Consider the following 26,444-nt stretch of genomic DNA (forward strand, 5'->3'; position numbering starts at 1 on the left):
CTACTGGAATGAAAGACCGCCAGTTTACTCGTTGTGGCGATGGGCGCCGAGGAATGATTCGGCGCCCGCTCGGTCCCAACTTAAGGAACCGGAGAGGAGACCCTCATGCAGTCACGCCTGATCGATGGCCTGGAATGGGACCTGGACGAGGATGGCAGCGGCGGCCTGTGCAACGTCCATGGCGACAAGGTCCATCTGCGCCAGGGCGACATGGACGGCGCCTGCGGGCCCTACTGCCTGGTCATGGCGATGCTGGTCCGCGGCCAACTGCGCCGGCGCCAGGCCAAGGGCCTGGAGCGGGTCGACAGTCGCAGTCGCTACGGGCGCCTGATGAAGGCGCTGGACCAGCACGGCCCGCTGCTGCGCGTCGGCACCACCGGCGTCGACCTGCTGGAGCTGCTGGCCGAGATCAACGATACCGAGCATTTCGCCCTCAAGGGCGAGGGGCGCAGGTTGGTCCGGCACACCCGCGAATACCTGGAGGCCGGCTTTCCGGTAGTGCTCGGTTTCCACGGCCGCAAGGGCAGCGATATCCGCCACTGGGGCCTGGCCATCGGCATGAGCGAGCGCGCCTTCCTGCTCCTCGACCCGGCCCACGACCTGCCGCGCGGGCAGGCCTGGAACGCGGTGATCACCAGCGAAGCGCATGGTTCCCGGTTCGGCTATCGCTATATCAATGCCAAGGGCACCTGGGCGGTGACTCTCAAGGAAATGGTCGCCTTGCTTTGAGGGGCGGGTTTGTTACAGCCCGTGTGCGGACCGCCAGGCGCGGCGGATCTGCGACTAGAGTGGTGTTTTTCGCTTGGGGAAGGAGAGAACGCATGCCGGGCCTGTCTTTGAATGCCATCCTGCTGAGCGCCGTCGCGCTGCTCGCTCCGTCGGTCGAGGCGGTGGACGCCGGTCGCCACGACAGCGAGCTGGGCGCCGTCGAGGTCACCCCGGTGGTTGGCGGTCTGGCCTATCCCTGGGCCGTCGCCTTCCTGCCGGACAACCAGGGCATATTGGTTACCGAGCGGCCCGGCAGCTTGCGTTTCGTCAGTCCCGAGGGACAGTTGTCGGCGCCGCTGGAAGGCGTACCCAGGGTCTTCGCCAGCGGCCAGGGGGGACTGCTCGACGTCGCCTTGTCGCCGGGGTTCGCCGAGGACCGGCTGGTCTACCTGACCTATGCCGAGGCCGGCGAGGACGGCCGCGCCGGAACGGCGGCGGGACGTGGCCGGTTATCGGCGGACAAGCGACGGCTGGAGGGCTTCCACGTAATCTTCCGGCAATTGCCGAAGCTTTCCAGCGGCCATCACTTCGGCTCGCGCCTGGTCTTCGACGGCGAGGGCCACCTGTTCATCGCCCTCGGCGAGAACAACCAGCGCAGCACCTCGCAGGACCTGGACAAGTTGCAGGGCAAGGTCGTCCGCCTGTATCCGGACGGCGGCGTTCCCAAGGACAATCCCTTCGTCGGCCGTACCGACGCGCGGCCGGAGATCTGGAGCTATGGCCACCGCAACCAGCAGGGCGCCGCGCTGAATCCCTGGACCGGCCGGCTCTGGACCCACGAGCACGGCCCGCGCGGCGGCGACGAGATCAACATACCCCAGGCCGGCGGGAACTACGGCTGGCCGCTGGCGACCCATGGAATCAACTACACCCTGCTGCCGATCCCCGAAGCCAGGGGCAAGGCCGTCGAAGGTACCGAGGCGCCGCACCATGTCTGGGAGAAGTCGCCGGCGATCAGCGGCATGGCGTTCTACGATGCGCAGCGCTTCCCGGCCTGGCAGCATAATTTGTTCATCGGCGCGCTGGCGACGCAGGAACTGATCCGCCTGCAACTGGATGGCGACCGGATCGTCCACGAAGAGCGCCTGCTGGGCGATCTCGGGGTGCGCATCCGCGACGTGCGGCAGGGCCCGGACGGCTATCTCTACCTGCTCACCGACCAGAAGGACGGGCAATTGCTGCGCCTGGGGTTGGCGCGCTAGCCTTCAGCCTTGGTTGCGCTTGAGCTGGACGTAGAGCGCCTCGACCTTTTCCCGGGCCCAGGGCGTCTTGCGCAGGAAGGCGAGGCTGGACTTGATGCTCGGGTCGTTCCTGAAACAACGAATGTCGACCCGTTTGCCAAGCTCCGCCCAGCCGTGGTGGGCGACCAGTTCGGTGAGCAGTTTTTCCAGGGTGACGCCGTGCAGTGGATCGGGATGGCCAGGCATGAAGGGCTCGGGATTCAGGCAATGAAAAAGGGGATGGAGCGTGGCACATCTGCGTGCCGGCCTGCCATCCCCTTCGTAGTCCCCGGCGAGGGGCGGGCGTTCAGCGCTTCTTGCTGATGGTGATCTGCCGCGACGGGCCGTAGACCTGGCCGCTGACGCCCTTGGCGATCTTCTGGATCTCGCCGCCGGCCTGGAGGAAGGCGGCGACCTGCGCTTCGATGGACTCGCGGGTTTCGACCGCGGGAGCCGGCTTGGCGGCTTTCGGCGCGACGGTTTTCTTCATGATGGCCATATCCGGGGACCTGTCTCTGCATTAAATATGGCCGTTCATTATAACCGAAGCGGCGTTTTATTTCATCTTGAATATTGTCGATCAGATTTCGGACGTAACCTGCTGTTTTCTATAAAGTCCGTTAGGCAATACCCGAGCGAGGCGCTGCGGCATTGGCGATCCGGCGGTGAACTGCTCGAGGTCTCCGCGGCTGGATGTTCCGCCGACCCCGGGCGACGCAGGATACCGCCAGGTGGATAACTCCCTTCGCGCATCCCGGCATGAATTCCAATGTTTGCATTAGTTGATGCGAGAAAGTTCTCCGGGCCTCTATCTCACCTATATCGAGAATAATGAAAAGTTCACGATTAGTTATCGGCTAAGTTGCCCGGATATATACGTCGATATCATCGCGCTGCCGGCCGGGGCATGCATCGCCTCGCTGCGTTCCCGGTGCTAACCTGCGGAACCCCAGCCGCCGAGCGAGCGCCGCATGCCAGCCATTCTCTCCTCCCGCCAACGTATCGCCCTGCGCCTGGCCTGGCGCTTCATGGCGCCTTACCGCTGGCGCATGCTCGGGGCCCTGGTGGCGTTGCTGTTCACCGCGGCGATCACCCTGTCCCTGGGCCAGGGCATCCGCCTGCTGGTGGACCAGGGGTTCCTCACCGCCTCGCCCGAATTGCTCAATCGCTACATCCTGCTGTTCTTCGTGCTGGTGCTCGGCCTGGCCGTGGGCACCTTCGTGCGCTTCTACCTGGTGTCCTGGATCGGCGAGCGCTTCGTCGCCGATATCCGCAAGCGCGTGTTCGACCACCTGATCGAGTTGCATCCCGGTTTCTACGAAACCAACCGTAGCTCCGAGATCCAGTCGCGCCTGACCGCCGACACTACGCTGCTGCAGACGGTGATCGGTTCCTCGCTGTCGATGGCCCTGCGCAATGCCCTGATGCTGGTCGGCGGGGTGCTGCTGATGTTCGTCACCAACGCCAAGCTGACCAGCATCGTGGTGCTGGCGTTGCCGCTGGTGATCGCCCCGATCCTGCTGTTCGGCCGCCGCGTGCGCAGCCTGTCGCGGGAAAGCCAGGACCGGGTGGCCGACGTCGGCAGCTACGTCGGTGAAACCCTCGGTCAGATCAAGACCGTGCAGGCCTACAACCACCAGGCGCAGGATCGCCAGCGCTTCGCCGGCACCGTCGAACGCGCCTTCGACACCGCGCGCAAGCGCATCGCCCAGCGCGCCTGGCTGATCACCGTGGTGATCGTGCTGGTGCTCGGCGCGGTCGGCGTCATGCTCTGGGTCGGCGGCCGCGACGTGATCGCCGGCAGCATCTCGGCCGGCGAACTGGCCGCGTTCGTCTTCTACAGCCTGATCGTCGGCATGGCCTTCGGCACCCTCAGCGAGGTGATCGGCGAATTGCAGCGCGCCGCCGGCGCCGCAGAGCGCATCGCCGAGCTGCTCAGGGCGCGCAGCGAGATCCGCTCGCCAGCGCAACCACGCAAGCTGGCGGCACGGGTGAGCGGGAGGATCGAATTGCAGGCGGTGCGCTTCGCCTATCCGACCCGTCCCGAACACTGGGCCATCGACGACATCAGCCTGGCCGTCGAACCGGGGGAAACCCTGGCCCTGGTCGGACCTTCCGGCGCCGGCAAGTCGACCCTGTTCGATCTGCTCCTGCGTTTCTTCGATCCGCAGCAGGGACGGCTGCTGCTGGACGGACAGCCGATCGTCGAACTGGACCCGGCCGACTTGCGCCGCAGCTTTGCCCTGGTGTCGCAGAACCCCGCGCTGTTCTTCGGCAGCGTCGAGGAAAACATCCGCTACGGCCGTCCGCATGCCAGCGCCGCCGAGGTCGAGGCCGCAGCGCGTGCCGCGCATGCCCACGAGTTCATCCTGGGTCTGCCGCAGGGCTACGCCACCCACCTGGGCGAGGGCGGCATCGGCCTGTCCGGCGGCCAGCGCCAGCGCCTGGCGATCGCCCGGGCGTTGCTGGTAGACGCGCCGGTGCTGCTGCTCGACGAGGCGACCAGCGCCCTGGATGCGGAAAGCGAGCACCTGATCCAGCAGGCCCTGCCAGGCCTGATGAGCGGACGTACCACCCTGGTGATCGCCCATCGCCTGGCCACGGTACAGAGCGCCGACCGCATCGCGGTGATCGACCAGGGGCGGCTGGTGGCCATTGGTAGCCATGCCCGGCTGATCGCCGAGAACCCGCTCTATGCGCGCCTGGCGGAACTGCAGTTCGCTGCCGGCGGACGCTAGCTTCAGAGCGGCTTGTCGATGCCCGCGTACTGCTTGTCCAGCTCGTCGATACGCTGCGCGTAGGCACGGGAGAGGCAGTCGGTGTCGCCACCGCAGCGCCGGCGCTGGCGCAGCCAGTCCTGCTGCCGGTCCTGCATGGCGCCGCGGCCGCCCATGGCGAACAGGCCGCGGAGGAAGTGGTACTTGACGCTCATCTCGACGTCCTTGTCGTTCAGCGCCCGGTTCGCGCAGATGGCCTTTTCGTCCGCTCGCTCAGCCTTTTCGCAATCGAAGCTGGCCGCTTCGGCCAGGGGCGCCAGCAGGAGTCCGCCGAGGGCGAGGAATGCCAGGTGCTTCATGCCGTTCTCCGTTTCGCCTGGTTGCTTGCGAATCTTCGACGCCCGCGACGGCGCTGGGTTCAGCGGGGAGCGCGCGGCGGCCGGGCGGGCCGCTCCGGCGCGGTCAGTGCGAAAGGATCAGGGCCTTCTGCTCGGGGATGACGGTGCGCTCCCGAGGGGCGTCCGCGCGTTCCGCTTCCTCGGTTTCGGGGCGGTTGGCGAACAGGCTTTTCAGGGTGCTCAGCAGCGGCTGTTCCTTCGCCGCTTCGGCGACCTGGCTGCGGCTTTCCACGGGTTCCGGGTTGGCCGCCGTGACCACGTGGAAGTCGCTGATCTCGATGATCCCGCGGCCCTCGGCGAGCAAGTGGAAGGAGAAGGCCTTGCGCGCTTCCGGGTTGTCGAAGGTGAAGCTCATGTCCAGCGGCTTGCCCTTGAGCAGGCGCGGGATGTCCGGTACCGGTATGGGAACGTCGCGTTCGAACTCCTTGGTCTTCAGCGTCACCCGGGCGCCGTTGCGGTCCATCTGCAAGGCGCGGATCTTCAGGGTGACCGTGGTCCTGCTGTTCTTCGGCATCTCCAGGTATTGCGCGCCGATCAGGTTGTCGGTCCAGTCGTTGTGGGTTTCCGGCTTCAGGCGGATGCGTTCGTGGGTGGCGAACTGGAACTCCTGGCCCAACTGGCCGGCCTGTTGCACGGAGTGGTCGAGGACGGCGGCGCGCTGGCTGACCAGGCGTGCCTGGCGACCGCTGAAGCGACCGAGGAACTCGGCTTCGTCGGCGATGAAGCCCTCGCTGCGGTAGCGCCGGCAGACCTGCTGGAAATCGCATTCGACGAAGGTGTCCTTGCCGTCGTGGTGGCGCAGCATGCCGTTGGTGTAGGACATCATTTCGCGGCCGCTGGCGTAGTCGCGGAACAGCGAGCGCCCGGAAATCCCCGCCGGCACGCGGTAGCCGAAATAGTCGAGGACGGACGCGGCGAGGTCGACGTGGCCGTAGACGCCGCTCTTGATCGGCGGCAGCGCCGCCTGTTCCGGTGCCAGTACCAGGTTGAAGCCCCAGGCCGAGGCGAGGCGCACCTGGTCGACACCGTGGGATTCGTCGGAAGTGAGCACCACCAGGGTGTCGCGCAACACGCCCTGTTTCTCCAGGTCGGCGAGGAAGGCGTCGATCGCGTCGTCGAGATAGGCCACCGCGGCCTGCTTGGCGCTCGGGTAGCGGGCCAGGTAGTCGGCAGGCGCCGAGTAGGGCTGGTGGGTGCCGACGGTGAGCAGGGTCAGCATCCAGGGTTTCTTCTGCTGGCGCAGCTGCTTCACGTAGGTCGCGGCGCCCTCGAAGAAGGCCTTGTCGTCCATGCCCCAGGGAAACTCCAGGTAGGACGTGTTGCGGAACCAGTCGCGCCCGAGGGTCTTGTCGAAGCCCATCTGCGGCATGACCTTGTCCTTGGCCATGAAGCGCAGGCCGGCACCCTGCAGGAAGTGCGTGCTGAAACCGTGCTGGCGCAGCTGGGCGGGCAAGCACTCCCTGGCCCGGGCCGGGTTGTTGAGCAGCTCGACGCCCTTCGGCGTGCCCGAGTCGAGCTTGCTGTAGTCGCCGCAGAGCATGGCGTAGAGGCCGCGGATGGTCTGGTGGCTGTGCAGCACGTAGTCCGGGGTGGTCATCGCCCGTTCGGCCCAGCCACTCAGTCTGGGCATCGGCGCTTCGTGGTAGCTGCTGTTGATGGCGGCGCGGTTGGCGGCGATATACGCGCCGGGGATTCCCTCCATGGCCACGATCAGGACGTTGCGCGCGCGCCCTCCGCCGGCCAGCAGCGGCGTTCCGGAAAGGTCGAGCTGGTTGAGCCCGGCGACGTCCGGCGGGGTGTCCGGACGGTCGTCGGCGAGCCAGTCTTCGACCGCCAGTTGGCCACTGCTGAGCGCGCTGGCCAGCAGCTTGTGCGGCAGGTTGTACTGCTGCCATTGGTCGGCATCGCTCGGACGCAGGTATTGCAGGCCGACATGCGCCGCCAGGAACGCCGCCGGCAGCGCGTAGGCATAGCGCGGCAGGCGCGGACCGCGGCGACGCCAGAGCAGCACGCAAAGCAATGTCGCGCCACCGAGGCCGAGCGCCAGTGGCAGGTGGGCGAGGCCGCCGCCCTGGGTGGAGCTGCTGACGAACTGCGGATCCAGCAGGTACTTGAGGTCGGAAGGTTCCGGCATGCGCCCGACCGCGCCGACCAGTTCGGCATTGCCGATCAGGAACAGGCACCAGAGCAGCATGACCGGGAGCGCGAACCACAGGGAGCGTCGATGCAGGAGCAGCACCAGCAGGCTGCCGAGGGCCAGGTCCGAGAGATAGCCGAACGGCGTCGACCAGCCGAGCCAGTAGCGGCCGGCGAGGGGAACGACCAGGAACAGCGCGGCCAGCGCCAGAAGCGAGCCGCAAGATGAGAGCCAACGGCTGAGTGGACGCACAGGAACTCCTGATGAGCGGCAGCGAGAATCCTTGATAAGGATGTTCCAAAAAAGTCTTTAGGGTTCACGATTTTGAAACATCGTTGTGCTTACTGCCAGTAGACAGTCGGCATTTGGGAAATGTCCGCGTGGTTCAGGATGTTTCGGCGCGAATGGCCGGCAAGGCGATGAGCGGCGTCGGCGTACCGGCAAAAACTTCCGCCCGCATGCGTGGCGCCCGGTAGAATGCCGCCCCTTCGACAGGGGGAGACAACATGGCGGTCATCGGGCGTTTCAATTCACTGCAGGTGGTCAAGCACACGGAGTTCGGGCTCTATCTCGACGGTACCCAGCACGGCGAGATCCTCCTGCCCAAGCGCTATGTGCCGAAGGACCAGCCCAGCGAAGTGGGCGACTGGCTCAACGTGTTCATCTACCTGGACAGCGACGACCGCCTGATCGCCACCACCCAGACGCCCAAGGTCCAGGTCGGCGGTTTCGCCAGCCTGAAGGTCGTGGAGATCAACCGGATCGGCCTGTTCCTCGACTGGGGCCTGCCCAAGGACCTGCTGCTGCCGCATTCGGAAGAGAAGCGTCCGTTGCAGGTCGGCGACTACTGCGTGGTCTACGTCTACCTGGACAAGCGCACCAACCGCATCACCGCCACCGCACGCCTGGACCGCCAGCTGGACAACCTGCCGCCGCGCTACAGCGTCGGCCAGGCGGTCGACCTGCTGGTGGTGGAGCGTACCGAGATGGGCTTCAAGGCGATCATCGAGGGCAAGCACTGGGGCCTGATCCACAAGAACGAGGCGTTCAAGTTCCTCCGCAGCGGCATGCGCGAACAGGGCTACATCAAGGAATTGCGCGCGGACGGCAAGATCGCCCTTAGCCTGCAGCCGGTCGGCGCCGAGGCCGCCGTCGAGCTGAGCCAGCAGATTCTCGCCCGGCTGCTGGAGGCCGGCGGCAGCCTGCCGCTCAGCGACAAGAGTTCGCCGGAAGATATCCACCGGCTCTTCGGGGTCAGCAAGGGGACCTTCAAGAAGGCCATCGGCGGCCTCTACAAGAAAGGCCTGATCCTGATCCATCCGGAACGCATCGAACTGCCGCGCTGAGGTTTCCGCTCAGGGCTGGAGGAACGGGGCGAAGTCCAGGCCAGCGCCGCCGGGGCGGACGTCGCGCAGGCGCTTGCCGGGGTCCGCGCTCAGCTCCAGGCTGAGGGTCGGCCGGCGGGCGTTCTTGTCGCGCAGTTCCAGGCTGTCCTGCTGCTGGCGAAGGAAACCGGTGGGCACCTTCAGGTGCTCCACTGCATCGCCGGCCGGGTTCGCCAGCAGCAGGTTGAGGAACTTGCCGGCCTTCAGTTGGCTGAGCGGAATATCGAACCACCAGACGTTCTTGCTCTTGTTGAAGCGGGCGAGCAGGGTGTTGCCGGCATCCAGCACGGACATGCCCAAGGCCTGGTTGAGCTGTGCGATGGCTGCCGCTTTATCGAGTTTCATGGAGTTTCCTGACGGGCCGCGCCGGCCGGGATGGCGGGCGGGTAGCCGGATATTCTAGCAGCCGGAGGGACGCCGCAGGACCTGCGCGGTGCGCAGGCCCCGCCGCTCAGACCATCCGCCGGAACTGCCGCCAGCGTTGCTGCCAGCCCAGCAGCAGCGGAGAGACCGCGGGGCCGGTGCCGGCGTCCTGCAGGCGCGGGTGGTGGCTGACCACGTTGACCAGGATCGGCTCCTGGGCGTTCTTCACATCGACGAAGAACAGGTGCTGCCCCTGGTGCAGGCGTTCTTCGAAGGGACGGAAGGCGCGGTTGGTGCGCTGCAGGCCGAAGAAGCTGCCTTCCCACAGGCAGAACGCGCAGAGCATGGCGCCGAGGAAGATCACCGGAATCCAGCCGGCGGCGGTTTCCGTCCAGCCGCTGGCATAGGCGAAGGCCACGGCGACGATGGCCAGGACGAGGCCGACCAGCAGGCCGACACGGCCGGAGCGGACCACATCCTTCTTCATGAACGGAGAGACTTCGTGCAGATGGCGCTGGCCGGTCTCCGCGTCCTTTTCGCTGAGGACGTGGATCTGCTCGGTGGCGATGCCGCTGGCTTCCAGTTCGGCTTCGAGCCGTTCCAGCTCGTCGAGGTTGTCGCTGATGTAGTAATGCCGGTTCATGGCATGCCTCCCATCGTCTGACGGCCTGTTCCTTGGGCGAACAGGCAAAGGTCGATACCCCCTGTCGGTGAATCCCGGAGCACCCGCAAGCGGCAGGTCGGCCGGGATTGTCGGTTTCTTGCGCAGCATTCAGTCTAGCATCCGCGGCAGCGGCGGCCGGTACGCCGGTCTGCTGGCTTCTTCCTTCAACATAGGCCGGAAGCGGGGTAGTGGCGGGGCCGGGCGATGGACGGGCCAGGTACGGGTGGGCCGTACGCAGCCCGCGAGCGCAGGATTACTCGGCGGGAACGATGATGGCGACGCGGCGGTTCTCGCTGCGGCCGGCGCGGGTCTTGTTATCGGCCACGGGCTTGCTCATGCCAAGGCCGCGGACCTCGATGTTGGCCGCCGGCATGCCGGCTTCGCGGAATACCGCGGCCACCGATTCGGCGCGCCGTTCGGAGAGCTTTTGATTGTAGCCTTCGTCGCCGTAGTTGTCGGTGTGGCCTTCCAGGCGGACCTTGTCGATGTCTACCGCGAGCAGGGCGCGGGCGATCTTGGTCAGGGTGTTGCGGCTGTCGGGATTGAGACGGTCGAGATTGTTGCCGAACAGCACCTTGCTCGACATGCCGAACTCCCAGCCTTCGTCGCGGAGTTCGAAGCCCTGCTCCTGGAGCACGGCGATCTGCTCGGCGCTCAGGCCGGTCTGCGGCGGCTTGGTCTGGCAACCGGCCAGGCCCAGCACAAGGCTGAACAGGGCGAGGGCAAGCAATCTACTTGGGTGGAGCCTCTGGGGTAGCACTGTCTATCTCCTTTTCTTCCTGAAGGATGCGGGGGTCGTTGAGTTCCGCCAGGCGCCGGCTGCCGCGGGCCTGGCGCTTGGCGATGTACATCGCCATGTCGGCGTCGTGGAGCAGCGCCGTCGGGGTATCCGCATGCTCGGGATAGAGGGCGATGCCGATGGTCAGCGAGGTACTCACCGTGCTGCCGTCGCTGAGCCGGATCGGCGCCTGCATGCTGGCGATGATGTTGTCGGCGATGCGCAGGGCGTCGGCGCCGGACGCCAGCGGTGCGAGCAGGACGGCGAATTCGTCGCCGCCCAGGCGCGCCACCAGGTCGCTTTCGCGCAACTGCCCACGGATGCGCATGGCGATGTTGACCAGCACGGTGTCGCCGGCGGCATGGCCGAGGCGGTCGTTGATCTCCTTGAAGCGGTCGCTGTCGATGAACAGCACCGCCAATTGCTCGCGATGCTCGTTGGCATCGCGCAGCGCCCGGCTCAGGCGGCCTTCGAAGAAGGCGCGGTTGGGCAGGCTGGTCAGGCTGTCGTGGTGGGCCTGGTGCGCCAGCGAGGCGTTCTCGTCCTGCAGGCGCGCCTGCCAGGATTCGAGTTCGTCGAGCAGGGCGTTGAAGTCCTCGCCCAGTTGGCTCAGCTCGGCGATGCCGGCTTCCGGTACGCGCTTCTCGAAATCCCGTTCGCGGCGCACGGTATGCGCGACCTTCGCCAGTTGGTCGAGCGGGCCGACGATACCGCGTACCAGCCGCCGCGACAGGTAGAAGGCGCCCAGGGCGGTAAGCAGCAGGCACAGGACCATGCCGGCGAAACCGGTGAGCAGGAAGCGCAGCAGGCTGCCGCCGGAGCCCTTCACCTCCACCGAACCGATCTTCTGGCCGTCGTGCAGGATCGGTTGTTCGGTCGGCGCGCTGAGCAGCCAGTGCGCCAGTTGCTGTTCCAGCAGGTGCAGCGGCCCGGTGCTTTCCCGATGCCAACTGGCCAGGGTCTGTCCCTGGCGGTCGTAGACGATGGCGCTGGAGACCTCTTCGCTGGAGGCGATCAGCGCCAGGGACTCCTCGGCGGCCTGGGCATCGCCGAAGACCACTGCGGCTTCGACGGTATAGCTGATGGAACGGGCGATCAGTTGCTGGTTGGGGTCGGCATAGGCGCGCAGGGTCAGCAGGCCGACCAGGGTCACCGCCAGCCCGGCGGTGAATACCGCGACCAGCGCCACGCCCAGGTGTGCGCGATAGAGCACCCGGCGCAGCGATGGATTGGAACCCGTATAGCGACGACGACGGTTCATCACGGAGTGGCCTGCCGCCTTGCCAGTTTCAATACGCTCGGGTGCACGCGTACGCCGCTGCGGGCGATGGAGTCGAGATTGGCCTCGAAGGTGATGCGCGGGCCGCCGACGTTGAGGCAGAACATGCTGCCGACGCTGCATTCGGTGCCACGCTCGCTGATGGACAGGACCGGATGCCCGGCCAGGCTGCGGAACACCTGCTGGCGCTCGCGCTCGTCGACCACTCCGAGGTAGATCACGTTGCAGAGCGTGCCGAGGTCCGGGTTGTCCACCGCGCGGCGTTCCGCATGCACGCGCCTGCCATTGGCCTGCACCATGCCGCGGAGCAGGCCGTCGGCGTACTCGGTCGGTCCGACCACGCAGAGTTGCAGGACCGCCGGCTCCTTCGGCCAGCGCACGTAGCTGAATATGCCCAGCAGAACCTGGCTGACCGCATTGCTGCGTTGCTCGACCGACGTCCGTACGTCGTCCGCCCACAGGCCTCCGCCGCCCAGGCAGGAAACCGCCAGGACCAGGCAGGCCAGGGTGCGCCTGTAGAGGTCGAGGGGCTGCAAGGTGGGCAACGAAGGCAAAAAGGTTTCCTCCAGGAAAACGTAGCGGGGTGGCACGACTGGCCAGTGTAGTCGGTGTGCGGCGAATATTACCGGATGTGCCGGGAAAGAAAGCCGTTCGGTGTCAAATCAATGGCGCAATTGCCGGAGATGGAAGCGCTTTGCGTCTTGTCCTGTCTGGTTTTCTGGCTGAGCATGTAGGGCGTTACTGACCTTTATCAGGGGGCGGCATGATCCGGGAAATCCTCAAGATGGGTGACGAGCGCCTGTTGCGTATCGCGCAGCCGGTGCCGTCCGAACTGTTCGGTAGCGAGGAGCTGCAACGGCTGATCGACGACATGTTCGAAACCATGCATCACGTCGGCGGGGTAGGGCTGGCCGCGCCGCAGATCGGCGTCGACCTGCAGCTGGTGATCTTCGGTTTCGAGCGCAGCGAGCGCTATCCGGACGCCCCGGCCGTGCCGCCGACCATCCTGCTGAACCCGCGGGTCACCCCGCTGGACGACGAGATGGAAGAGGGTTGGGAAGGCTGCCTGTCGGTGCCGGGGTTGCGCGGCGCGGTATCGCGCCATCGGCGCATCCGCTACCAGGGCCTGGACCCGCAGGGACAGCCGATCGACCGCAGCGTCGAAGGGTTCCATGCGCGGGTGGTGCAGCACGAGTGCGACCACCTGATCGGCCGCCTGTATCCCTCGCGAATCACCGACTTCAGCAAGTTCGGCTTCACCGAGGTGCTGTTCCCCGACCTGGACCCCGCCGCGGACGATTGAGCGGTTGCGCCTGCGGCTCTGCTCCGGCCTGGCTCAGCTCCGCGATGGGGTGCCGAGCGGCGCCGCCGGAGCGTGTTTTTTCGCTCGTTTCGCCGGGCGTTTCTCCTGGGCGGTTTTCAGCGGTTTCCTACGAGTTTCCTTCTTCGCGTTCAGTCCCTTGCTCATGGCGTTCACCTCCCCACGCAGCACCTGCGTGGCGCGCCGGATGGCCGATGGCGTCCGCGACGCCGGACGGCGGCGGACGCTTCCAGCATAATGCGTGGCGCAGCGCCCGGCGCGGGTGGCGATCGACGGCGCTCAGCGCAACTGGCGTTGTGCGGTGATTTCCGGCAGGTCCTGGCGGCGCAGATAGACCAGTAGCGGCTCGCCGATGTTCAGTCGTTCGTTGATGTTCTGTTCCAGCAGGATCTGCAACTGCTCGCGGCCCAGGCGCATGACGTCGTCGCGTACCGAACTCCAGACGAACTCGCTGGTGGGCGTGATGCTGTCGTCGGCTACGTCCATGCCGAAGGAGTCTTCGCTGAAACGCACGATGTAGCGGCCGGTCTTGCGGTTGAAACCGACGAACCCCTTGAGGGCATCGGCGGCCTGGCAGATGTCGGTGGATGTGATGCTCATGCGGAACCTCCCTGAACGTTCCTGTTTCTATGGGCGCACGCATGATCGGCGGCGCCCCCGTTCTGCGGCGGGGGTCGCTGGTGCCGAGCGGGGTATTCTGCCAGTTGCCGCCGCCCGGGGAAGAGGGCGGACCGCGAACGGTAGTGGGACGGATTGTCGCGACCTTGGTTAAACCGCCGCCACGCGCTAGGCTCGGGGTTCGCAGCCGACCGAGTGGAGAACAGCGCCAGATGCCAGGGGCCGTGGATTTCAAGGAGCGGATATCCCGCCAGCGTCCGCATGACAGGGAAACCTACGGACATGCCGGGAATACCGATCTGCAAGACATCGTCTACCAGTTGGAAAGCGACCGCGGGCGCATCGTCAATTCCGCCGCCGTGCGGCGCCTGCAGCAGAAGACCCAGGTCTTCCCGCTGGAGCGCAACGCGGCGGTGCGCAGCCGCCTGACCCATTCCCTGGAAGTGCAGCAGACCGGGCGTTTCATCGTCCGCACGCTGTTCCGCCAACTGGGCCCGCGTGCCGCGGAGGTCGGCCTGGACGGGCTGGAAGGCGCGCTGGAAAGCCTGGTGGAAATGGCCTGCCTGATGCACGACGTCGGCAATCCGCCGTTCGGTCATTTCGGCGAGTACGCCATCAACGACTGGTTCGAACGCAATCTCGACGCCCTGTTCGAGCGCCGCGTACCGCCGGGCCAGGGCGACGGCCTGTTGCAGCAGCGCATGCTCACCGACCTCAAGCATTTCGAAGGCAACGCCCAGGCCATCCGCCTGGTGGTGAAGCTGCTACGCCTGAACCTCACCTACACGCAGACCGCCGGCCTGCTCAAGTACGTGCGCCCGGCCTACGAGCCGAAGCCGGACAAGGCGGCGGCGAACCACTACCTGAACAAGAAGCCGGGCTTCTATCTTTCCGAGGAAGCCTTCGTCGACGAACTGCGCCGAGTCCTCGGCATGCGCCCGGGCACTCGCCACCCTGTGGCCTACATCATGGAAGCGGCCGACGATATCTCCTATTGCCTGGCCGATATCGAAGACTCGGTGGAAAAAGGCATCCTCGACATCCGTCAATTGGCGGATCTGCTGGTGAAGAAGTTTGCCGTCCACCATTCGCCGGACGCGCCGATTCCCGGCGACGCGGACAACATGAGCTTCCAGCGGATGGTCGACTACTCGCTGGAAAAGGCCGAGCGGGAGCCGATCAACAAGGTCAGCGAATTCTTCATCCGCCTGCGAGTGAAAATGATCCACCCGCTGGTCCAGCACGCCGCCCAGCAGTTCATCGACAACCTCGAAGCGGTTCATGCCGGCACCCTCGGCCGCGCGCTGATGGAGGACGGCAGCCTGCCGCACGCCATCGTCCAGACGTTCAAGGACGTGGCCATGGAATGGGTGTTCTGCCATCCGGAGGTGGAAACCCTGGAATTGCAGGGCTACCGCATCATCCAGGGCCTGCTGGATTTCTACGCGCCGCTGCTGCGCCTGCCGGCCGAGGAGTTCCAGGCCCTCGCCGAAGGTCGCCAGGCCGCCGCGCCGCATCCGCAACTGCTGGTTCGGCGCCTGCCGAGCCAGCAGATCAAGGCTTACCTGGAGGCCATGAAAGGTGTGGCGGAGGACCCGTTGCAGCGGCAGTGGGAGTTCTACCACCGCTGCCGCATGCTCCAGGATTTCGTCAGCGGCATGACCGACCAGCATGCCCAGGACGAATACCGCGCGTTGTCCGCGCTGTAAGCGGAGGAGCGAGATGCGCGCTGTCGTCGAACTGCTCGCCGGCGCCCGTCGCCTGGTGATCTTCACGGGCGCCGGGGTGTCGGCGGAAAGCGGGATTCCCACCTTCCGCGATGCCCTTGGCGGTCTCTGGGCGCGCTACGATCCGGCGGCCCTGGCCACGCCCGCGGCCTTCGCCGACGATCCCACGCTGGTCTGGGGCTGGTACGAGTGGCGCCGCCTGAAGGTGCTGGGTGTCCAGCCGAATCCCGCGCACCGGGCGATTGCCGCATTGAGCGGACGGATCGCCGACACCCGGCTGGTCACCCAGAACGTCGACGACCTGCATGAACGCGCCGGTAGCCGCGACGTCCTTCACCTGCATGGCAGCCTGCACGCGCCGCGTTGCGCGACCTGCGCGGCAGCCTACCGGGACGCCTTGCCCGATTCGGTCGAGCCGGAAGAGGGACGACGGATCGAGCCGCCGCGTTGTCCGGCCTGCGGCGGACAGGTCCGACCGGGCGTGGTCTGGTTCGGCGAGGCGCTGCCCGAGGCGGCGCTGCGCGAGGCTTTCGCCGCGGCCTGCGAGTGCGACCTGTTGCTCAGCGTCGGCACTTCCGGCGTGGTGCAGCCGGCGGCGCGGATACCCGGACTGGCGCTGGAACACGGTGCCAGCGTCGTGCATGTGAACCCGCAAACGGTGCGCACCCGCCATCCGCGCGAGCACTGTCTCGTCGGTCCGGCCGGCGAGATGCTGCCCGAACTGTTGCGCCGGGCGTTTCCCGGCTGAGGCGGCTCAGCCCTGGGACGAGCCGAAGAGGATCACCGCGGAACCGATCAGGATCAGCAGCCAGTAGAGCGCGCCGAGCACGATGAACAGCAGGTTGTAGCCCGAATAGCCGGCGTTGCCCGTGCCCTGCGGGTCGCCGCTGGCGAGGTTGGCCTGGCGCTGGATGTTACGCATCGGGATCAGCGGCGTGAGCAGCAGCAGGAGCGAGGGCAGCGAGTAGGGCTCCAGCGCGGGGACCACGTCGGTGAGGTGGCTGATCAGGTTCGCCGCGACCGTCAGCAGCACCGCCCAGGTCGCATCCTTGCTCGGGCTCCATAGTGCCTGGCGCTCTTCCGGCAGGGCCTGGTGGATCCGCCGGGCGAGGGCGTGGAAAAAGAAGATGCCGAAGATCGCCCGCCATACCGGGCTGATCCGCCGCTCTATCTGCGGTTGCTGGGCCTTCCAGTGCTTGTACATCCAGTACACGCCGTACAGCCCCAGGGTGACGAGGAAGAGCACGCTCATCTTGCCCAGGGAAGTGACGAAGAAATGCGCCCGCTTCGCGCCGCGGGTTTCCACCAGGGGCGCTTCCGGGGTCTTGTAGACGTTTTCCATAACTGATCCGGCAGTCCTTGAGAAAAACCGCCATTTTGCCTTCCGCCGCTCCGTCAGGCCAGCGGCCAGGGGCGTTGCCGCCCCGGCCGTCCGATCAGGCGTTGCGGCTGGGCGGCGCCATGAACTCGGGACCGACCGGATCCTGGATGGTCTCGGCGAGGATCCGCTCGATGCGGGCCATGGCCTCGTCGTCCAGGCGCCAGCCGAAGGCGTCGGCGATGCCGTTCAACTGCTCCGGCTTGCGCGCCCCCCACAGCGCCACCGTAGGGCCGCGATCGAGAATCCAGCGGATGGCCAGGGCCAGCACCGACTTGCCATAGCGCTCGCGAGCCAGTTCCTCCAGTTGCGCGACCGCTGCCAGGTACTGGGCGAAGCGGGGCTGCTGGAACTTCGGGTCGGACTTGCGCAGGTCGTCGCCATCGAAGCGGGTCTCGGCGTTCATCCGTCCGGAAAGCAGGCCGCGGCACAGTGCTCCGTAGGCCAGCACGACGATGCCGTTACGCTCGGCGTAGGGCAGCACGTCGGCGTCGATGGCGCGCTCGAACAGGTTGTAGGGTGGCTGCACGCTGGCCAGCGGAGCGAACTGGCGGAACCCGTCCATCTGTTCCGGCGAATAGTTGCTCACGCCGATGGCGAGGATCTTGCCGTCGCGGCGCAGGCGCTCCAGTTCGCCGGCGGTTTCCTCGTGCGCCACCAGCGGGTCCGGCCAGTGGATCTGGTACAGGTCGATGCGATCGGTCTTCAGCCGTCGCAGTGAGTCCTCGACCTCCCGGCGGATGCGTGCGGCGGAGGCGTTGCGGTGGATGCCCGCGTCGCTCCACTCCAGCGCCGCCTTGGTGGCGATCACCGCCTTGTCGCGCAGGCCCTGCAAGGCCTTGCCGACGACCTCCTCGGAATGGCCGAAGCCATAGACCGGCGCGGTGTCGATCAGGTTGATCCCGGATTCCACCGCACGCCGGATGGTTTCCACCGACGTCGCGTCGTCAGCGCCGCCCCACATCCAGCCGCCGATGGCCCAGGTGCCGAGGCCGATGCGCGAGACCGGCGTGTCGATACCCTCGATGCGAATGCTTTCAACGCTCATGGAAATACTCCTGCAGATCGGGAAAACGCTTGCCGGCAATGCGCTCGGCGGCACGGAGCGATTACTCTAGATCACCCGAGATTGAATGTGGCTCAATGCTGCATTGACCTCCGAGAACTGCCAGGAGCCCTGGAATGCCGGCTTTCACCCGTTCCGAACTCGCCGACCTGAACGTCTTCATGACCATCGTCCGGCGCCGCAGCTTCCGCCACTCGGCCCAGGAGCTGGGTGTCAGTACCTCGGCGCTGAGCCACAGCATGCGCAACCTCGAGGCGCGGCTCGGGGTGAAGCTGCTCAACCGTACCAGCCGTTCGGTGGTGCCGACCGATGCCGGCAGCGCGCTGGCGGCCAAGCTGGAGGATGGTTTCCAGGTGATCGGCGAGGCGCTCGGCGAGCTCGATGCCTATCGCACCTCGCCGGTGGGCCGGCTGCGCCTGAACGTGCCGCGCGATGCCTCGCGGCTGCTGCTGGGGCCGGTCCTCAGGCGCTTCACCGAGGCGTATCCGGACCTGCAACTGGAACTTTCGGTGGAGGACCGCATGGTCGACATCGTCGCCGACGGCTACGACGCCGGCATCCGTTACGGCGGCACGGTGCCCCAGGACATGGTCGCGGTGCCATTGACCGGGGAGCTGCGCTGGGTGGTGGCCGCGTCGCCCGATTACCTGGCGCGCCACGGCGTGCCCCAGCGGCCGGACGACCTGTTGTGGCACGCCTGCATCCGCATGCGCCTGGGCGACAACTCGTTCTACAAATGGGAACTGGGCGACGGCGAGCGGATGGTCGAGGTCGACGTGCCCGGCCCTTTCAGCGTCAACGAAAGCAATACGGCGGTCGCCGCGGCCCTGGACGGCGTTGGCCTGGCCTACTGCCTGGAAGTGGGAATCGCCGAGGAGCTGCGTAGCGGCCGGCTGCAACTGGTATTGCCGGACTGGACCTCGATGGGCGCGCCGTTCTGCCTCTATTATCCGAGCCGACGCCAGCCGCAACCCGGCTTGCGCCAACTGATGGAAATGATCCGCGGCGACTGGCTGGGGCGTGCCTGAATCGTCCTCTCGCCAAACCTTGCAAGGAGCCCCCCATGCTCACCGGTCTCAATCACCTGACCCTGGCGGTCGCCGACCTGCCGGCCAGCATCGCCTTCTACCGCGATCTTCTCGGCTTTCGCCTGGAAGCACGCTGGGACCAGGGCGCCTATCTCGAACTGGGTTCACTGTGGCTGTGCCTGTCCCGGGAGCCGCAGTACGGCGGGCCGGCCGCGGACTACACGCACTATGCCTTCGGCATCGCCGCCGCGGATTTCGCCCGCTTCGCCGCGCAGCTGCGCGCGCATGGCGTGCGCGAATGGAAGCAGAACCGCAGCGAGGGCGATTCGTTCTACTTCCTCGACCCGGACGGCCATCGCCTGGAGGCCCACGTCGGCGACCTGCGCAGCCGGCTCGCGGCGTGCCGGCAAGCGCCCTATGCGGGAATGCGTTTCGCCGACTAGGCCTTGGCCTTGCCGGAAGCTACGGACGCCACGGCCGGGCCGGCGAGGCGCTTCAGCAGGTGCGGGCGGTTGCGCTCCAGCGCGCCGCCGCGTCCACGCAGGCCGTCCCACAGGCCCCAGCCCAGGCAGCGCAGCTTGAGCAGCTTGTCGCGTTCGAGCAGGAGCACCGCGAGGCCCTGGGTCAGGGTCGGCAGGTTCGCCAGCAGGGCCAGCGGCGAGGACCGGGCGTAGCGGCGCAGGACCAGCAGGCCGTTGCGCGCCAGGTAGTAGCGGCGCAGCGGGGCGTGGTTCATCGCGCTGAGGCTGAGACCGCCGAGGCGGCGGGTCTTGCGCGTGCCGATGCGGTGCTCGAGGACCAGCCGCGGGTCGACGTACAGGGGCACGTCCAGCGCCTGGGCGCGCAGGCTGTATTCGGTGTCCACGTGGTCGATGAACAGTTCCTCGTCGAAGTGGCCGAGGCGCTGGTAGGCCTCGCGGGTCAGCAGGCAGCCGGAGGAGATCAGGAACGAGGTGCGCTGCGGGGTCGTCAGGCCGTCCAGAGACAATTGCCTGAGCGTCAGTCCGTCGAGATGGATGGCCGGCAGGAAGCGCCGGTCACCCCGGTCGAAGATCCGTGGGCCGAGCAGGCAGGCCTGACCGTTGCGCGCCTGCAGGTTGCGCCACTGGGCGGCGAGGAAGGCGCCGCCGGGACGGGAGTCCTGGTCGAGCAGCAGCACACCCTGCACGCCACGCCGGAACAGCGCGTCGAGCCCCTGGTTGAAGGCGCCGGCGATGCCCTGCCGGTTGCCGTGGTGCAGCACGGCGATGCCTTGCCCGCGCAGCCGGGCATTGCGCTGCGGATCGCTGTGCGGTGAGTTGTCGACGGCGAGGAAGCGCAGTTGCGGAAACGCCGCCGCCAGTTCGCCAAGGTGTTCCAGGTCGTCGTCGCCAGGATTGAACAGTACCACCAGCACGCCCATGTCTATCCGGTCCATGATCGTTCTTCTCCCGTAGGTCGAAGTTGCCAGGCCAGGACCAGCCCGGCCAGAACGAGAAGGGCGCCGGCGAGGAATGGCGCGCCGGCCAGGGGCAGCGGCGCGAGCGGACCGCTGCCCCAGTGGAACAGGCCGCTCATCAGCGGCGGACCGATGATCGCGGCGAGGCTCATCAGGCTGCTCAGCACGCCCTGCAACTCGCCCTGGCGGTCGACCGGCACGCGGGCCGAGAGCAGCCCCTGCATGGCCGGGGTGGCGAGGCTGCCGAGCGCGAAGGGCAGCAGCGCGCAGACCAGCCAGAATGACGAGTCGACCAGGGCGAACAGCAGCAGGCCGCAGCCTTGCAGGGCGAGGCCCAGGCGCAGCAGGCGGGCGTCGTCCAGGCGCCGCTTGCAGAGGTTCACGCCGAGGGTCTGGGCGAGCACCGCGAGCACGCCGTAGAGGGCCAGCGAGTAGCCGATCCAGGCGCTGCTCCAGTGAAACTTCTCGATCACGAAGAACGGCCAGACCACCATCACCGCCTGCAAGCCGAGGAATACCAGGGCAAGCACCGCCAGCAGGCGTCCGACCCCCGGTTGCCGAGCCAGGCCGCTGATCGAGCGCAAGGCATTCATCCGCCTCGGATCCAGGCGGCGGCGTCGCGTCGGGGGCAGGGTTTCCTCGAGGAACAGGCCGGCGAGCAGGGCGTTGAGCAGGCACAGGCCGGCGGCCAGCAACAGCGGCAGCGTCGTGCCGTGCACCGCCAGCAGCCCACCGAGGGCGGGGCCGAGGATCATGCCCAGGGCGAGGCCGGCGTACAGCCAGCCGAAGTGCCGGGTGCGCTGCCCGTGCGTGCCGAGGTCAGCCGCGCAGGCCATCGCGGTGGCCACGCTGGCGCCGGTGAGCCCGGCCAGCGCGCGACCGAGGAACAGCATCCAGAGGCTGTCGGCCAGCGCCAGCAGCAGATAGCTGAGGGCGAAGCCGAGCATCGCCAGGACCAGGACGGGGCGGCGTCCGAAGCGGTCGCTGAGGCTGCCGAGGACCGGCGAAAAGAACAATTGCAGCAGCGCGAAGGTCATCACCAGGGCGGCGCCCCAGGTGGCCGCGTCGCGGATCGCCAGCGGCGCCACGCTGCCGATCAGCGTCGGCAGCAGGGGCACGATCAGGCCGACGCCAGCGGCATCCAGCAGGCAGGTGAGGAACAGCAGAGGCAGGACGCGTTTCGCGCCGGGACCGTGTTCCCGCGTGGCGGAGGGGCAGAGGCTGGTCGTGGACACGCCAGGACCCTCCCGGCGAACACAGGAAATCCCGATCCTGGGACGCCAGCGACGGCAAGGGAAACTACCGGAATTCACAGGTTCGACGAACGGTCGCGGCAACGCCGGCGGGCGGTGTGATGTCATAATGATGCGACCCGTGCGCCAGTCGGGTATCCTTGCCGGCCTCTCAACGTTGTTTCCTAACGATATTTTCCTCCTGTCGCGAGCAAAGGGATTTCAATGACGCCCAGAAAAGGAAAGCTACCTGCCGTGCTCGCCTGCATGGCAGCGCTGGCGGGCTGCAACATCAACCCGGCGAACCAGGGCTCGGTGTCGTCCTGGTTCTCCATGCGCGCCGGCGATCCGCCCAGCTTCGTCACCGGCGTGGTCGGCTTCGAGAACACCGGCAGCAACGACCCGTCCACCCGCCTGACCCTGCGTTTCCGCGATCCCGCCTCCAAGACCCATGCGGCCCACGTCACCACCTCGTCGTACTCCGAGCTGTTCAGCCTCGCACTGACGCCGCGCTACTACGAGCTTTACGAGTTCGAGGTGAGGTACCTGTCCTATACCGTCACCCGCGAGACCGGTGCGTACGAGGAGCGCTGCGAGGCCAACGGCGAGGCGCTGGAGAAGACGGTCCGGAAAAGGAAGCGCAGCGTCACCCACACGGCGGTAAACGTGGAGTCCAACTGTCGTTCTACGCCGCTGACCAAGACCGACTACTACTACGAGACCTATACCTCCAAGCCGTTCTCCGCGCCGTTCCGTGCCGAGAGCTTCGCCACCAACTACATCGGCGACTTCCGCGTGCAGTGCAGCTACAAGGAGAAGAAGGGCAAGACCCTCGTCGACAGCTGCCGTCTCAACTACGGCGCCGTCAGCCGCGATCGGGTGGACGCCTGGGTGGCGCAGATGAACGAGGCAGACAAGGACAAGCGCGAGCCGCTGCCGCCGGTACGCCAGCAGGCGGTCGACACGAAGAAGGCCGGCAAGCTCATCCATTCGGTATTTCGCTGAGGCGCTCGCTCAAAGAGCGCCGGCGATCGCGCGCCAGGTGTCGGCGTATCGCCATCGCAGCCAGGCGACCAGGCAGCGCTCGTGCCAGCGTCGCAGGGCGCAGCTCCTTTGCCGCGCCAGGCGTCGCTCGATGGCCTCTTCCAGCCAGGCCTCGTCGAAGGCGGTCCATACCGCCGGAGCGGGGCTGAGCAGGTTGCCGTGGCAGACCGGCGCCACTTCCTCGAAGAACAACCGCTCCAGCAACGCCGGGTCGACGCCCTTTATCCGCCGGGCGATATCCTCGGGCTCCAGGAGAGTGTCGACGAAGGCGTCGGATAGCGCGTGGCGCAGTCGTCGGCGTTGGCTCGGGTCAAGGGCCATGGCAAGTATGGGTCCGCAGGCTGGTGCGCAGGCAGCATAACCCGCCACGGCCAGCGCGGAGAGGCGTCAGGCTCGACGGGGACGCCAGGAGCGACGACGAAGGGGTGGGCGCTGGCGGCCGAACCAGCGCCAGCGGTTGCGCCGTAGCGCCTCGTGGCACTCGTCGCGCAGCCAGGCTGGCAGCAGGCGCAGCCAGCGCAGGTGACGCCAGGGGCCCGGCAACAGGCGCAGCACCTCGAGCAGGGCATCGTTGTCGTCGCAGGCGTAGGCGCCGTCGACGAACAGCCAGGTGTTGAAATGATCGGGTGCCAGCCCGAACCAATCGAGAATCGCCAGGCCTTCGGCGGACTGCGCGGCAAGCAGCTTCAGCCGGTGGTCGGCGCGGCGTGCCAGGAAACCGCTCCAGAGCGTGCAGAAGCGGCAGTGCTGGTCGTACAACACGACCTTGTCGCCGGGCTTGAGGTACGGCGGCAGTGACATGAGGGGCCCCCTTGGGTTCGGCTTTGTGCGCAAGCCCGGAACCGTAACGGCGGGAAGGGAGGACGACTAGTCGGTGTGCTGTCAGAGTTTTCTTTCTGTGCGGTCATCGATTCGTCTTTCGCCGGACGGCGTCGGGCAACGCGCCATTCCTCTTCCTGAAGGACGATGCTGCGCCAGGCCGGTTTAAGTTCGATGACGCCGGGACGAACGGGAGATGTCCCCGTCCGTGGGGCACGGACGGGGCGCGGCGGGGAATCAGCGGGCGAACGCTTCGAGAAGGGTCTTGGCGGCCAGCTTGCCAAGGTTGTTGGAGGCCAGCGGGCTGTCGCCGGTGAGCAGCTTGCGGTCGCGGTGGACCTGGCCGGTGATGCCCTTGTTGAGGATCTTCACCCCGAGCTTCTGCAGGTTCTCGCCCACCAGCCAGGGCAGGGGACCGGGCATGTAGCCGATCTCTAGGTTGGCGCCGGTGTCCAGGGCGTCGGGGAACACGCAGATCTCGTAGTCCTTGAACGGGTAGTCCTCCGGCTTCTCCTCGACCGCCGGTGCCAGCAGGCAGGCCGGACCGTGGCAAAGGGTAATGATGTAGCGGTCCTTGGCGAGGAAGGCATTGAGCAGCCGTTTCACCTCCCGGCTGTGCGGAATGCCCGCCAGCACGCCGTGGCCGCCGGGAACGAACACCGCGGCGTACGGCGAGTCGTCGGCGACGGCCTGCTCCAGGAGGTCGGCGAGCTTCCGCGGCGCTTTCAGCTTGGGCAGGTACTTCGCGTAGATGCTCTTCACCGCCTCGTCCTCACCGGGCATCGCCCACATCTCCAGCTTCACCGGGTTGCCGGAGAGCGTGGCGACATCGAACTCGAAGCCGGCCTTGTCCAGGTGGTACATCGGCAGGAGCATTTCCACCGGGTGGTTGCCGGTGGAGAACATGCTGCCGTTCTGCATCAGGATGTAGCGTTCGTCGGTACCGATCATCAGCACCTTCTTGCCGCCCTTGTACGGGGTCGGGTAGTCGGCGCCGTCGAAGTCGGTCTTTGCCGAGGTGTACTGGCTCAGGGAATAGGGCGAGGGAAAGAACGCGTTGTGCTCGGCGGGGTCGGGCGTCGGGGTTCTGCTGGTATCGCGCTCGTTGCTCATGGCTCGTTCCTTTCTGCGTGATGGAGGTCGTACCAAGACGATAGGCGGGGTCGCCGGCCGGCGAAATAGGGGAAATCCCCTAACCCACGATCGGTCGCCTGAGGGTTTTCCCCTATGGGCTTTTGCCGGCAAGCCGGGGATCATACGGAAAAAGCCAGGAATGCCCGCGCCATGACCGACTACGCCAGCCTTCTCTTCGACAGCGTCGCCCGGCTGCGCAAGGCCGCTACCACCGAGGCGGTCTGCCGCGAGATGGTGGAGTTCGCCGCACGCCTGGGCTTCGACCGGGTGATCGTCTGCAGCCTGTTCCCCCGCCCCGACGAGGACGAACTGATCGACGAGCTGTTCTTCGTCCATGGCGACTGGGCCGAAGGGCGCAGCGCCCAGGAGCGCGACGCCTATCTTCTGCACTGTCCGGTCACCCGGCACATCCTCGAACTGGACGAGCCGTTCTTCTGGTCGAAGAGCCCCTCGGAGGATCCCGAGCGCATGACCTACCGCATCGTCCGTGGGGTCCGCGACCTCGGCCAGGTCAATGGCATGCAGGTGCCGGTGTTCGGCCGCAACGGCCTGGAGGGCGCGGTGTCTTTCGCCGGCGAGCGGCTGGACCTGAATGCCGGTTGCAAGCTCGCCGCCCAGGCCTTCTGCCCGATCCTGTTCTTCGCCCTGAAGCGCCTGCGCGGCCCTGTGTCGGCGGGCGATGCGCAAGCGCTCAGCGAGCGCGAGCGGGAAGTCCTGCAATGGATCGCCCTGGGCAAGCAGCAGGCGGAGGTGGCGGCGATCCTGATGATTTCCGAGCGCACCGTGGAGAATCACCTGCGTGCCGCCCGCCGCCGTCTCGGCGCGGCGTCCACCGCCCAGGCGGTGGCGCGGGCGCTGCGCCTGGGCGATATCGAGGTCTGAGCGGCCTCAGGGAGCTGACGTGAGGACGATCTTGCCGATGTGCTGGCCGGAGTCCATCAGTTCGTGGGCCTGGCGCGCCTGTTCCAGGGGGAAGGTGCGGAACACCTGCGGCCGGACAGTGCCGGCGCGCACGTGCGGCCAGACCTGGCGCTCCAGTTCGGCGATGATCGCGCCTTTCTCGTCGTGGCTCCGCGAGCGCAGGGTCGAGCCAAGATGGACCAGGCGCTTGCTCAGCATCGGGAACAGGTCGACTTCGGCGGCCTTGCCCTTGATCACGCCGATCTGCACGATCCGTCCGTTCATCGCCGCCGCCTGGTAGTTCCGCGTCACATAGTCGCCGGCAACGATATCGACGATCACATCGACCCCGCGACCTTCGGTGCCGCGCAGCACTTCCTCGACGAAATCCTGCTCGGTGTAGTTGATCGCCAGGTCAGCGCCGAGGCGCAGGCTGGCCTCGCGCTGGGCCTCGCTGGAGATCGTGGTGAAGATTTTCGCCGCGCCGAAGGCCTTGCCCAGCATGGTCGCGGCGGTGCCGATGCCGGAGGCGCCACCGTGGACCAGCAGCGTCTCGCCGGCCTTGAAGCCACCGCGCTGGAACAGGTTGACCCAGACGGTCATGAAGGTTTCCGGCAGCGCCGCCGCTTCCTCCATGCCCAGGCCGTCGGGCAGGTGCAGGGTGGTGCGCTCGTCGGCCACCGCGAACTGCGCGTAGCCGCCGCCGGGAATCAACGCCATCACCGCCTCGCCGACGGCGAAGCGGCTGACCTCGCTGCCGACCGCCCGCACCGTGCCGGCGATCTCCAGGCCGGGAATGTCCGAGGCGCCGGGCGGCGGGTCGTACACGCCCTTGCGCTGAAGCACGTCGGGACCGTTGACGCCGGCGGCGCGGACTTCGACCAGGACCTCGCGCGGGCCGGGCGTCGGCAGCGGCCGGCTGGTCGCCACCAGTACCTCGGGGCCGCCGGGCCGGGCGATCTCGATGGCGGTCATTCGTTCGGGAAATCGGTTCGTTCTGCTCATCGCATGCTCCTGGGAAAATGGTTCG

The 26,444-nt window shown here is 66.9% G+C and carries 30 protein-coding genes; 11 read left to right on the plus strand and 19 right to left on the minus strand.

All coding sequences use genetic code 11. From position 1 onward, the window contains the following. Nucleotides 1-105 precede the first annotated feature (105 nt). Entirely contained in the window at nt 106-729 is a 624-nt protein-coding gene (gene hcuA / locus JHD77_RS17240) for a hydrophobic compound transporter HcuA (RefSeq protein WP_003082239.1), read from the plus strand. A gap of 92 nt (nt 730-821) precedes the next feature. Next, on the plus strand, nt 822-1,970 hold the full coding sequence (gene hcuB / locus JHD77_RS17245) for a hydrophobic compound transporter HcuB (RefSeq protein ID WP_003082241.1): 1,149 nt from the start codon (nt 822-824) through the stop codon (nt 1,968-1,970). Between the two features lie 3 nt (nt 1,971-1,973). On the opposite strand, the gene JHD77_RS17250 is transcribed toward hcuB, so the two are convergent. Together JHD77_RS17250 and JHD77_RS17255 are read right to left on the minus strand one after the other, a co-directional pair. Further along, complete coding sequence (locus JHD77_RS17250) at nt 1,974-2,195, minus strand: VF530 family DNA-binding protein (RefSeq protein ID WP_003082243.1); 222 nt, start codon at nt 2,193-2,195, stop codon at nt 1,974-1,976. A gap of 100 nt (nt 2,196-2,295) precedes the next feature. Then, nucleotides 2,296-2,487, minus strand: coding sequence for a hypothetical protein (locus JHD77_RS17255; protein WP_003109112.1), 192 nt, complete (start codon nt 2,485-2,487; stop codon nt 2,296-2,298). A 472-nt stretch (nt 2,488-2,959) separates the two neighbouring features. Between JHD77_RS17255 and hcuC the strand changes: the two genes are divergently transcribed. Then, a complete protein-coding gene (gene hcuC, locus JHD77_RS17260) occupies nt 2,960-4,726 on the plus strand; it encodes a hydrophobic compound transporter HcuC (protein ID WP_003082245.1) in 1,767 nt (588 codons plus the stop codon). A gap of 2 nt (nt 4,727-4,728) precedes the next feature. Here the strand turns inward: hcuC and JHD77_RS17265 are convergent, their stop codons facing one another. After that, on the minus strand, nt 4,729-5,064 hold the full coding sequence (locus tag JHD77_RS17265) for a lysozyme inhibitor LprI family protein (RefSeq protein WP_003082246.1): 336 nt from the start codon (nt 5,062-5,064) through the stop codon (nt 4,729-4,731). Nucleotides 5,065-5,167: 103 nt separating this feature from the next. Continuing rightward, nucleotides 5,168-7,492, minus strand: a complete 2,325-nt coding sequence (locus tag JHD77_RS17270; RefSeq protein ID WP_003082248.1) for an LTA synthase family protein — start codon at nt 7,490-7,492, stop codon at nt 5,168-5,170. Between the two features lie 254 nt (nt 7,493-7,746). Between JHD77_RS17270 and JHD77_RS17275 the strand changes: the two genes are divergently transcribed. Continuing rightward, nucleotides 7,747-8,586 carry a CvfB family protein gene (locus tag JHD77_RS17275; RefSeq protein WP_003082250.1) on the plus strand — a complete coding sequence of 280 codons (840 nt, stop codon included), beginning with the start codon at nt 7,747-7,749 and terminating at the stop codon, nt 8,584-8,586. A gap of 9 nt (nt 8,587-8,595) precedes the next feature. On the opposite strand, the gene JHD77_RS17280 is transcribed toward JHD77_RS17275, so the two are convergent. The 5 genes from JHD77_RS17280 to yfiR all read right to left on the minus strand — a co-directional run bounded on the left by JHD77_RS17280 (nt 8,596) and on the right by yfiR (nt 12,263). Further along, the gene (locus JHD77_RS17280; RefSeq protein WP_003082252.1) at nt 8,596-8,970 is read right to left on the minus strand and encodes a hypothetical protein; all 375 of its coding nucleotides are present in this window, start codon (nt 8,968-8,970) and stop codon (nt 8,596-8,598) included. A 106-nt stretch (nt 8,971-9,076) separates the two neighbouring features. Further along, a complete protein-coding gene (locus tag JHD77_RS17285; RefSeq protein WP_003112496.1) occupies nt 9,077-9,631 on the minus strand; it encodes a magnesium transporter in 555 nt (184 codons plus the stop codon). 274 nt (nt 9,632-9,905) lie between these two features. Beyond that, nucleotides 9,906-10,412 carry an OmpA family protein gene (locus JHD77_RS17290; protein WP_003082254.1) on the minus strand — a complete coding sequence of 169 codons (507 nt, stop codon included), beginning with the start codon at nt 10,410-10,412 and terminating at the stop codon, nt 9,906-9,908. Further along, nucleotides 10,384-11,691, minus strand: coding sequence for a diguanylate cyclase TpbB (gene tpbB / locus JHD77_RS17295; protein ID WP_191519251.1), 1,308 nt, complete (start codon nt 11,689-11,691; stop codon nt 10,384-10,386). Before tpbB ends, JHD77_RS17290 begins: the two co-directional genes overlap by 29 nt. Beyond that, nucleotides 11,691-12,263, minus strand: a complete 573-nt coding sequence (yfiR, locus tag JHD77_RS17300) for a diguanylate cyclase inhibitor YfiR (RefSeq protein WP_094954161.1) — start codon at nt 12,261-12,263, stop codon at nt 11,691-11,693. Before yfiR ends, tpbB begins: the two co-directional genes overlap by 1 nt. Nucleotides 12,264-12,472: 209 nt before the next feature. On the opposite strand from yfiR, the gene def reads away from it, so the two are divergent. Continuing rightward, nucleotides 12,473-13,012, plus strand: coding sequence for a peptide deformylase (gene def / locus JHD77_RS17305; protein WP_003112493.1), 540 nt, complete (start codon nt 12,473-12,475; stop codon nt 13,010-13,012). 33 nt (nt 13,013-13,045) lie between these two features. On the opposite strand, the gene JHD77_RS32665 is transcribed toward def, so the two are convergent. Both JHD77_RS32665 and JHD77_RS17310 read right to left on the minus strand, forming a co-directional pair. Further along, nucleotides 13,046-13,177, minus strand: coding sequence for a hypothetical protein (locus JHD77_RS32665; RefSeq protein ID WP_255254913.1), 132 nt, complete (start codon nt 13,175-13,177; stop codon nt 13,046-13,048). A 132-nt stretch (nt 13,178-13,309) separates the two neighbouring features. Further along, the gene (locus tag JHD77_RS17310) at nt 13,310-13,630 is read right to left on the minus strand and encodes a DUF2025 family protein (protein WP_003082265.1); all 321 of its coding nucleotides are present in this window, start codon (nt 13,628-13,630) and stop codon (nt 13,310-13,312) included. Nucleotides 13,631-13,860: 230 nt separating this feature from the next. Between JHD77_RS17310 and dgt the strand changes: the two genes are divergently transcribed. Together dgt and JHD77_RS17320 are read left to right on the plus strand one after the other, a co-directional pair. Then, entirely contained in the window at nt 13,861-15,357 is a 1,497-nt protein-coding gene (dgt, locus tag JHD77_RS17315; RefSeq protein ID WP_015648346.1) for a dGTPase, read from the plus strand. A 13-nt stretch (nt 15,358-15,370) separates the two neighbouring features. After that, complete coding sequence (locus JHD77_RS17320) at nt 15,371-16,123, plus strand: SIR2 family NAD-dependent protein deacylase (RefSeq protein WP_031756167.1); 753 nt, start codon at nt 15,371-15,373, stop codon at nt 16,121-16,123. Nucleotides 16,124-16,129: 6 nt separating this feature from the next. On the opposite strand, the gene JHD77_RS17325 is transcribed toward JHD77_RS17320, so the two are convergent. Together JHD77_RS17325 and JHD77_RS17330 are read right to left on the minus strand one after the other, a co-directional pair. Beyond that, complete coding sequence (locus JHD77_RS17325; RefSeq protein WP_017001453.1) at nt 16,130-16,717, minus strand: DUF4234 domain-containing protein; 588 nt, start codon at nt 16,715-16,717, stop codon at nt 16,130-16,132. A 94-nt stretch (nt 16,718-16,811) separates the two neighbouring features. Then, complete coding sequence (locus JHD77_RS17330; RefSeq protein WP_003082273.1) at nt 16,812-17,801, minus strand: aldo/keto reductase; 990 nt, start codon at nt 17,799-17,801, stop codon at nt 16,812-16,814. Nucleotides 17,802-17,935: 134 nt separating this feature from the next. On the opposite strand from JHD77_RS17330, the gene JHD77_RS17335 reads away from it, so the two are divergent. Both JHD77_RS17335 and JHD77_RS17340 read left to right on the plus strand, forming a co-directional pair. After that, complete coding sequence (locus JHD77_RS17335; RefSeq protein ID WP_003123151.1) at nt 17,936-18,847, plus strand: LysR family transcriptional regulator; 912 nt, start codon at nt 17,936-17,938, stop codon at nt 18,845-18,847. A gap of 35 nt (nt 18,848-18,882) precedes the next feature. Then, a complete protein-coding gene (locus JHD77_RS17340) occupies nt 18,883-19,290 on the plus strand; it encodes a FosA family fosfomycin resistance glutathione transferase (RefSeq protein WP_003082280.1) in 408 nt (135 codons plus the stop codon). Here JHD77_RS17340 and JHD77_RS17345 read toward each other — a convergent pair. After that, the gene (locus JHD77_RS17345) at nt 19,287-20,264 is read right to left on the minus strand and encodes a rhamnosyltransferase (RefSeq protein WP_016851886.1); all 978 of its coding nucleotides are present in this window, start codon (nt 20,262-20,264) and stop codon (nt 19,287-19,289) included. The genes JHD77_RS17340 and JHD77_RS17345 overlap by 4 nt on opposite strands. Next, entirely contained in the window at nt 20,252-21,520 is a 1,269-nt protein-coding gene (locus JHD77_RS17350) for a TCR/Tet family MFS transporter (RefSeq protein WP_003123149.1), read from the minus strand. The genes JHD77_RS17345 and JHD77_RS17350 overlap by 13 nt, the downstream gene beginning before the upstream one ends. Before the next feature lie 312 nt (nt 21,521-21,832). Here JHD77_RS17350 and JHD77_RS17355 point away from each other — a divergent pair, with 312 nt between their 5' ends. Continuing rightward, on the plus strand, nt 21,833-22,522 hold the full coding sequence (locus JHD77_RS17355) for a hypothetical protein (RefSeq protein ID WP_003123148.1): 690 nt from the start codon (nt 21,833-21,835) through the stop codon (nt 22,520-22,522). A 9-nt stretch (nt 22,523-22,531) separates the two neighbouring features. Here JHD77_RS17355 and JHD77_RS17360 read toward each other — a convergent pair whose 3' ends face one another. From JHD77_RS17360 to hchA, 3 genes are all read right to left on the minus strand, one after another. Further along, nucleotides 22,532-22,882: a DUF7079 family protein gene (locus JHD77_RS17360; RefSeq protein WP_003082290.1), complete on the minus strand. Its 351-nt coding sequence runs from the start codon at nt 22,880-22,882 to the stop codon at nt 22,532-22,534. Between the two features lie 66 nt (nt 22,883-22,948). Continuing rightward, nucleotides 22,949-23,362, minus strand: a complete 414-nt coding sequence (locus JHD77_RS17365; protein ID WP_003116330.1) for a thiol-disulfide oxidoreductase DCC family protein — start codon at nt 23,360-23,362, stop codon at nt 22,949-22,951. A gap of 255 nt (nt 23,363-23,617) precedes the next feature. Continuing rightward, complete coding sequence (hchA, locus tag JHD77_RS17370) at nt 23,618-24,493, minus strand: glyoxalase III HchA (RefSeq protein WP_031756169.1); 876 nt, start codon at nt 24,491-24,493, stop codon at nt 23,618-23,620. A 171-nt stretch (nt 24,494-24,664) separates the two neighbouring features. Here hchA and JHD77_RS17375 point away from each other — a divergent pair, with 171 nt between their 5' ends. Beyond that, complete coding sequence (locus JHD77_RS17375; protein ID WP_003112485.1) at nt 24,665-25,396, plus strand: PA1136 family autoinducer-binding transcriptional regulator; 732 nt, start codon at nt 24,665-24,667, stop codon at nt 25,394-25,396. Between the two features lie 6 nt (nt 25,397-25,402). Here JHD77_RS17375 and JHD77_RS17380 read toward each other — a convergent pair whose 3' ends face one another. Next, complete coding sequence (locus JHD77_RS17380) at nt 25,403-26,389, minus strand: NAD(P)H-quinone oxidoreductase (RefSeq protein ID WP_003082297.1); 987 nt, start codon at nt 26,387-26,389, stop codon at nt 25,403-25,405. Between the last annotated feature and the right edge of the window lie 55 nt (nt 26,390-26,444).

Origin of the sequence: Pseudomonas sp. P20 (genome assembly GCF_016463925.1) — a bacterium.
GTDB lineage: Bacteria > Pseudomonadota > Gammaproteobacteria > Pseudomonadales > Pseudomonadaceae > Pseudomonas > Pseudomonas aeruginosa.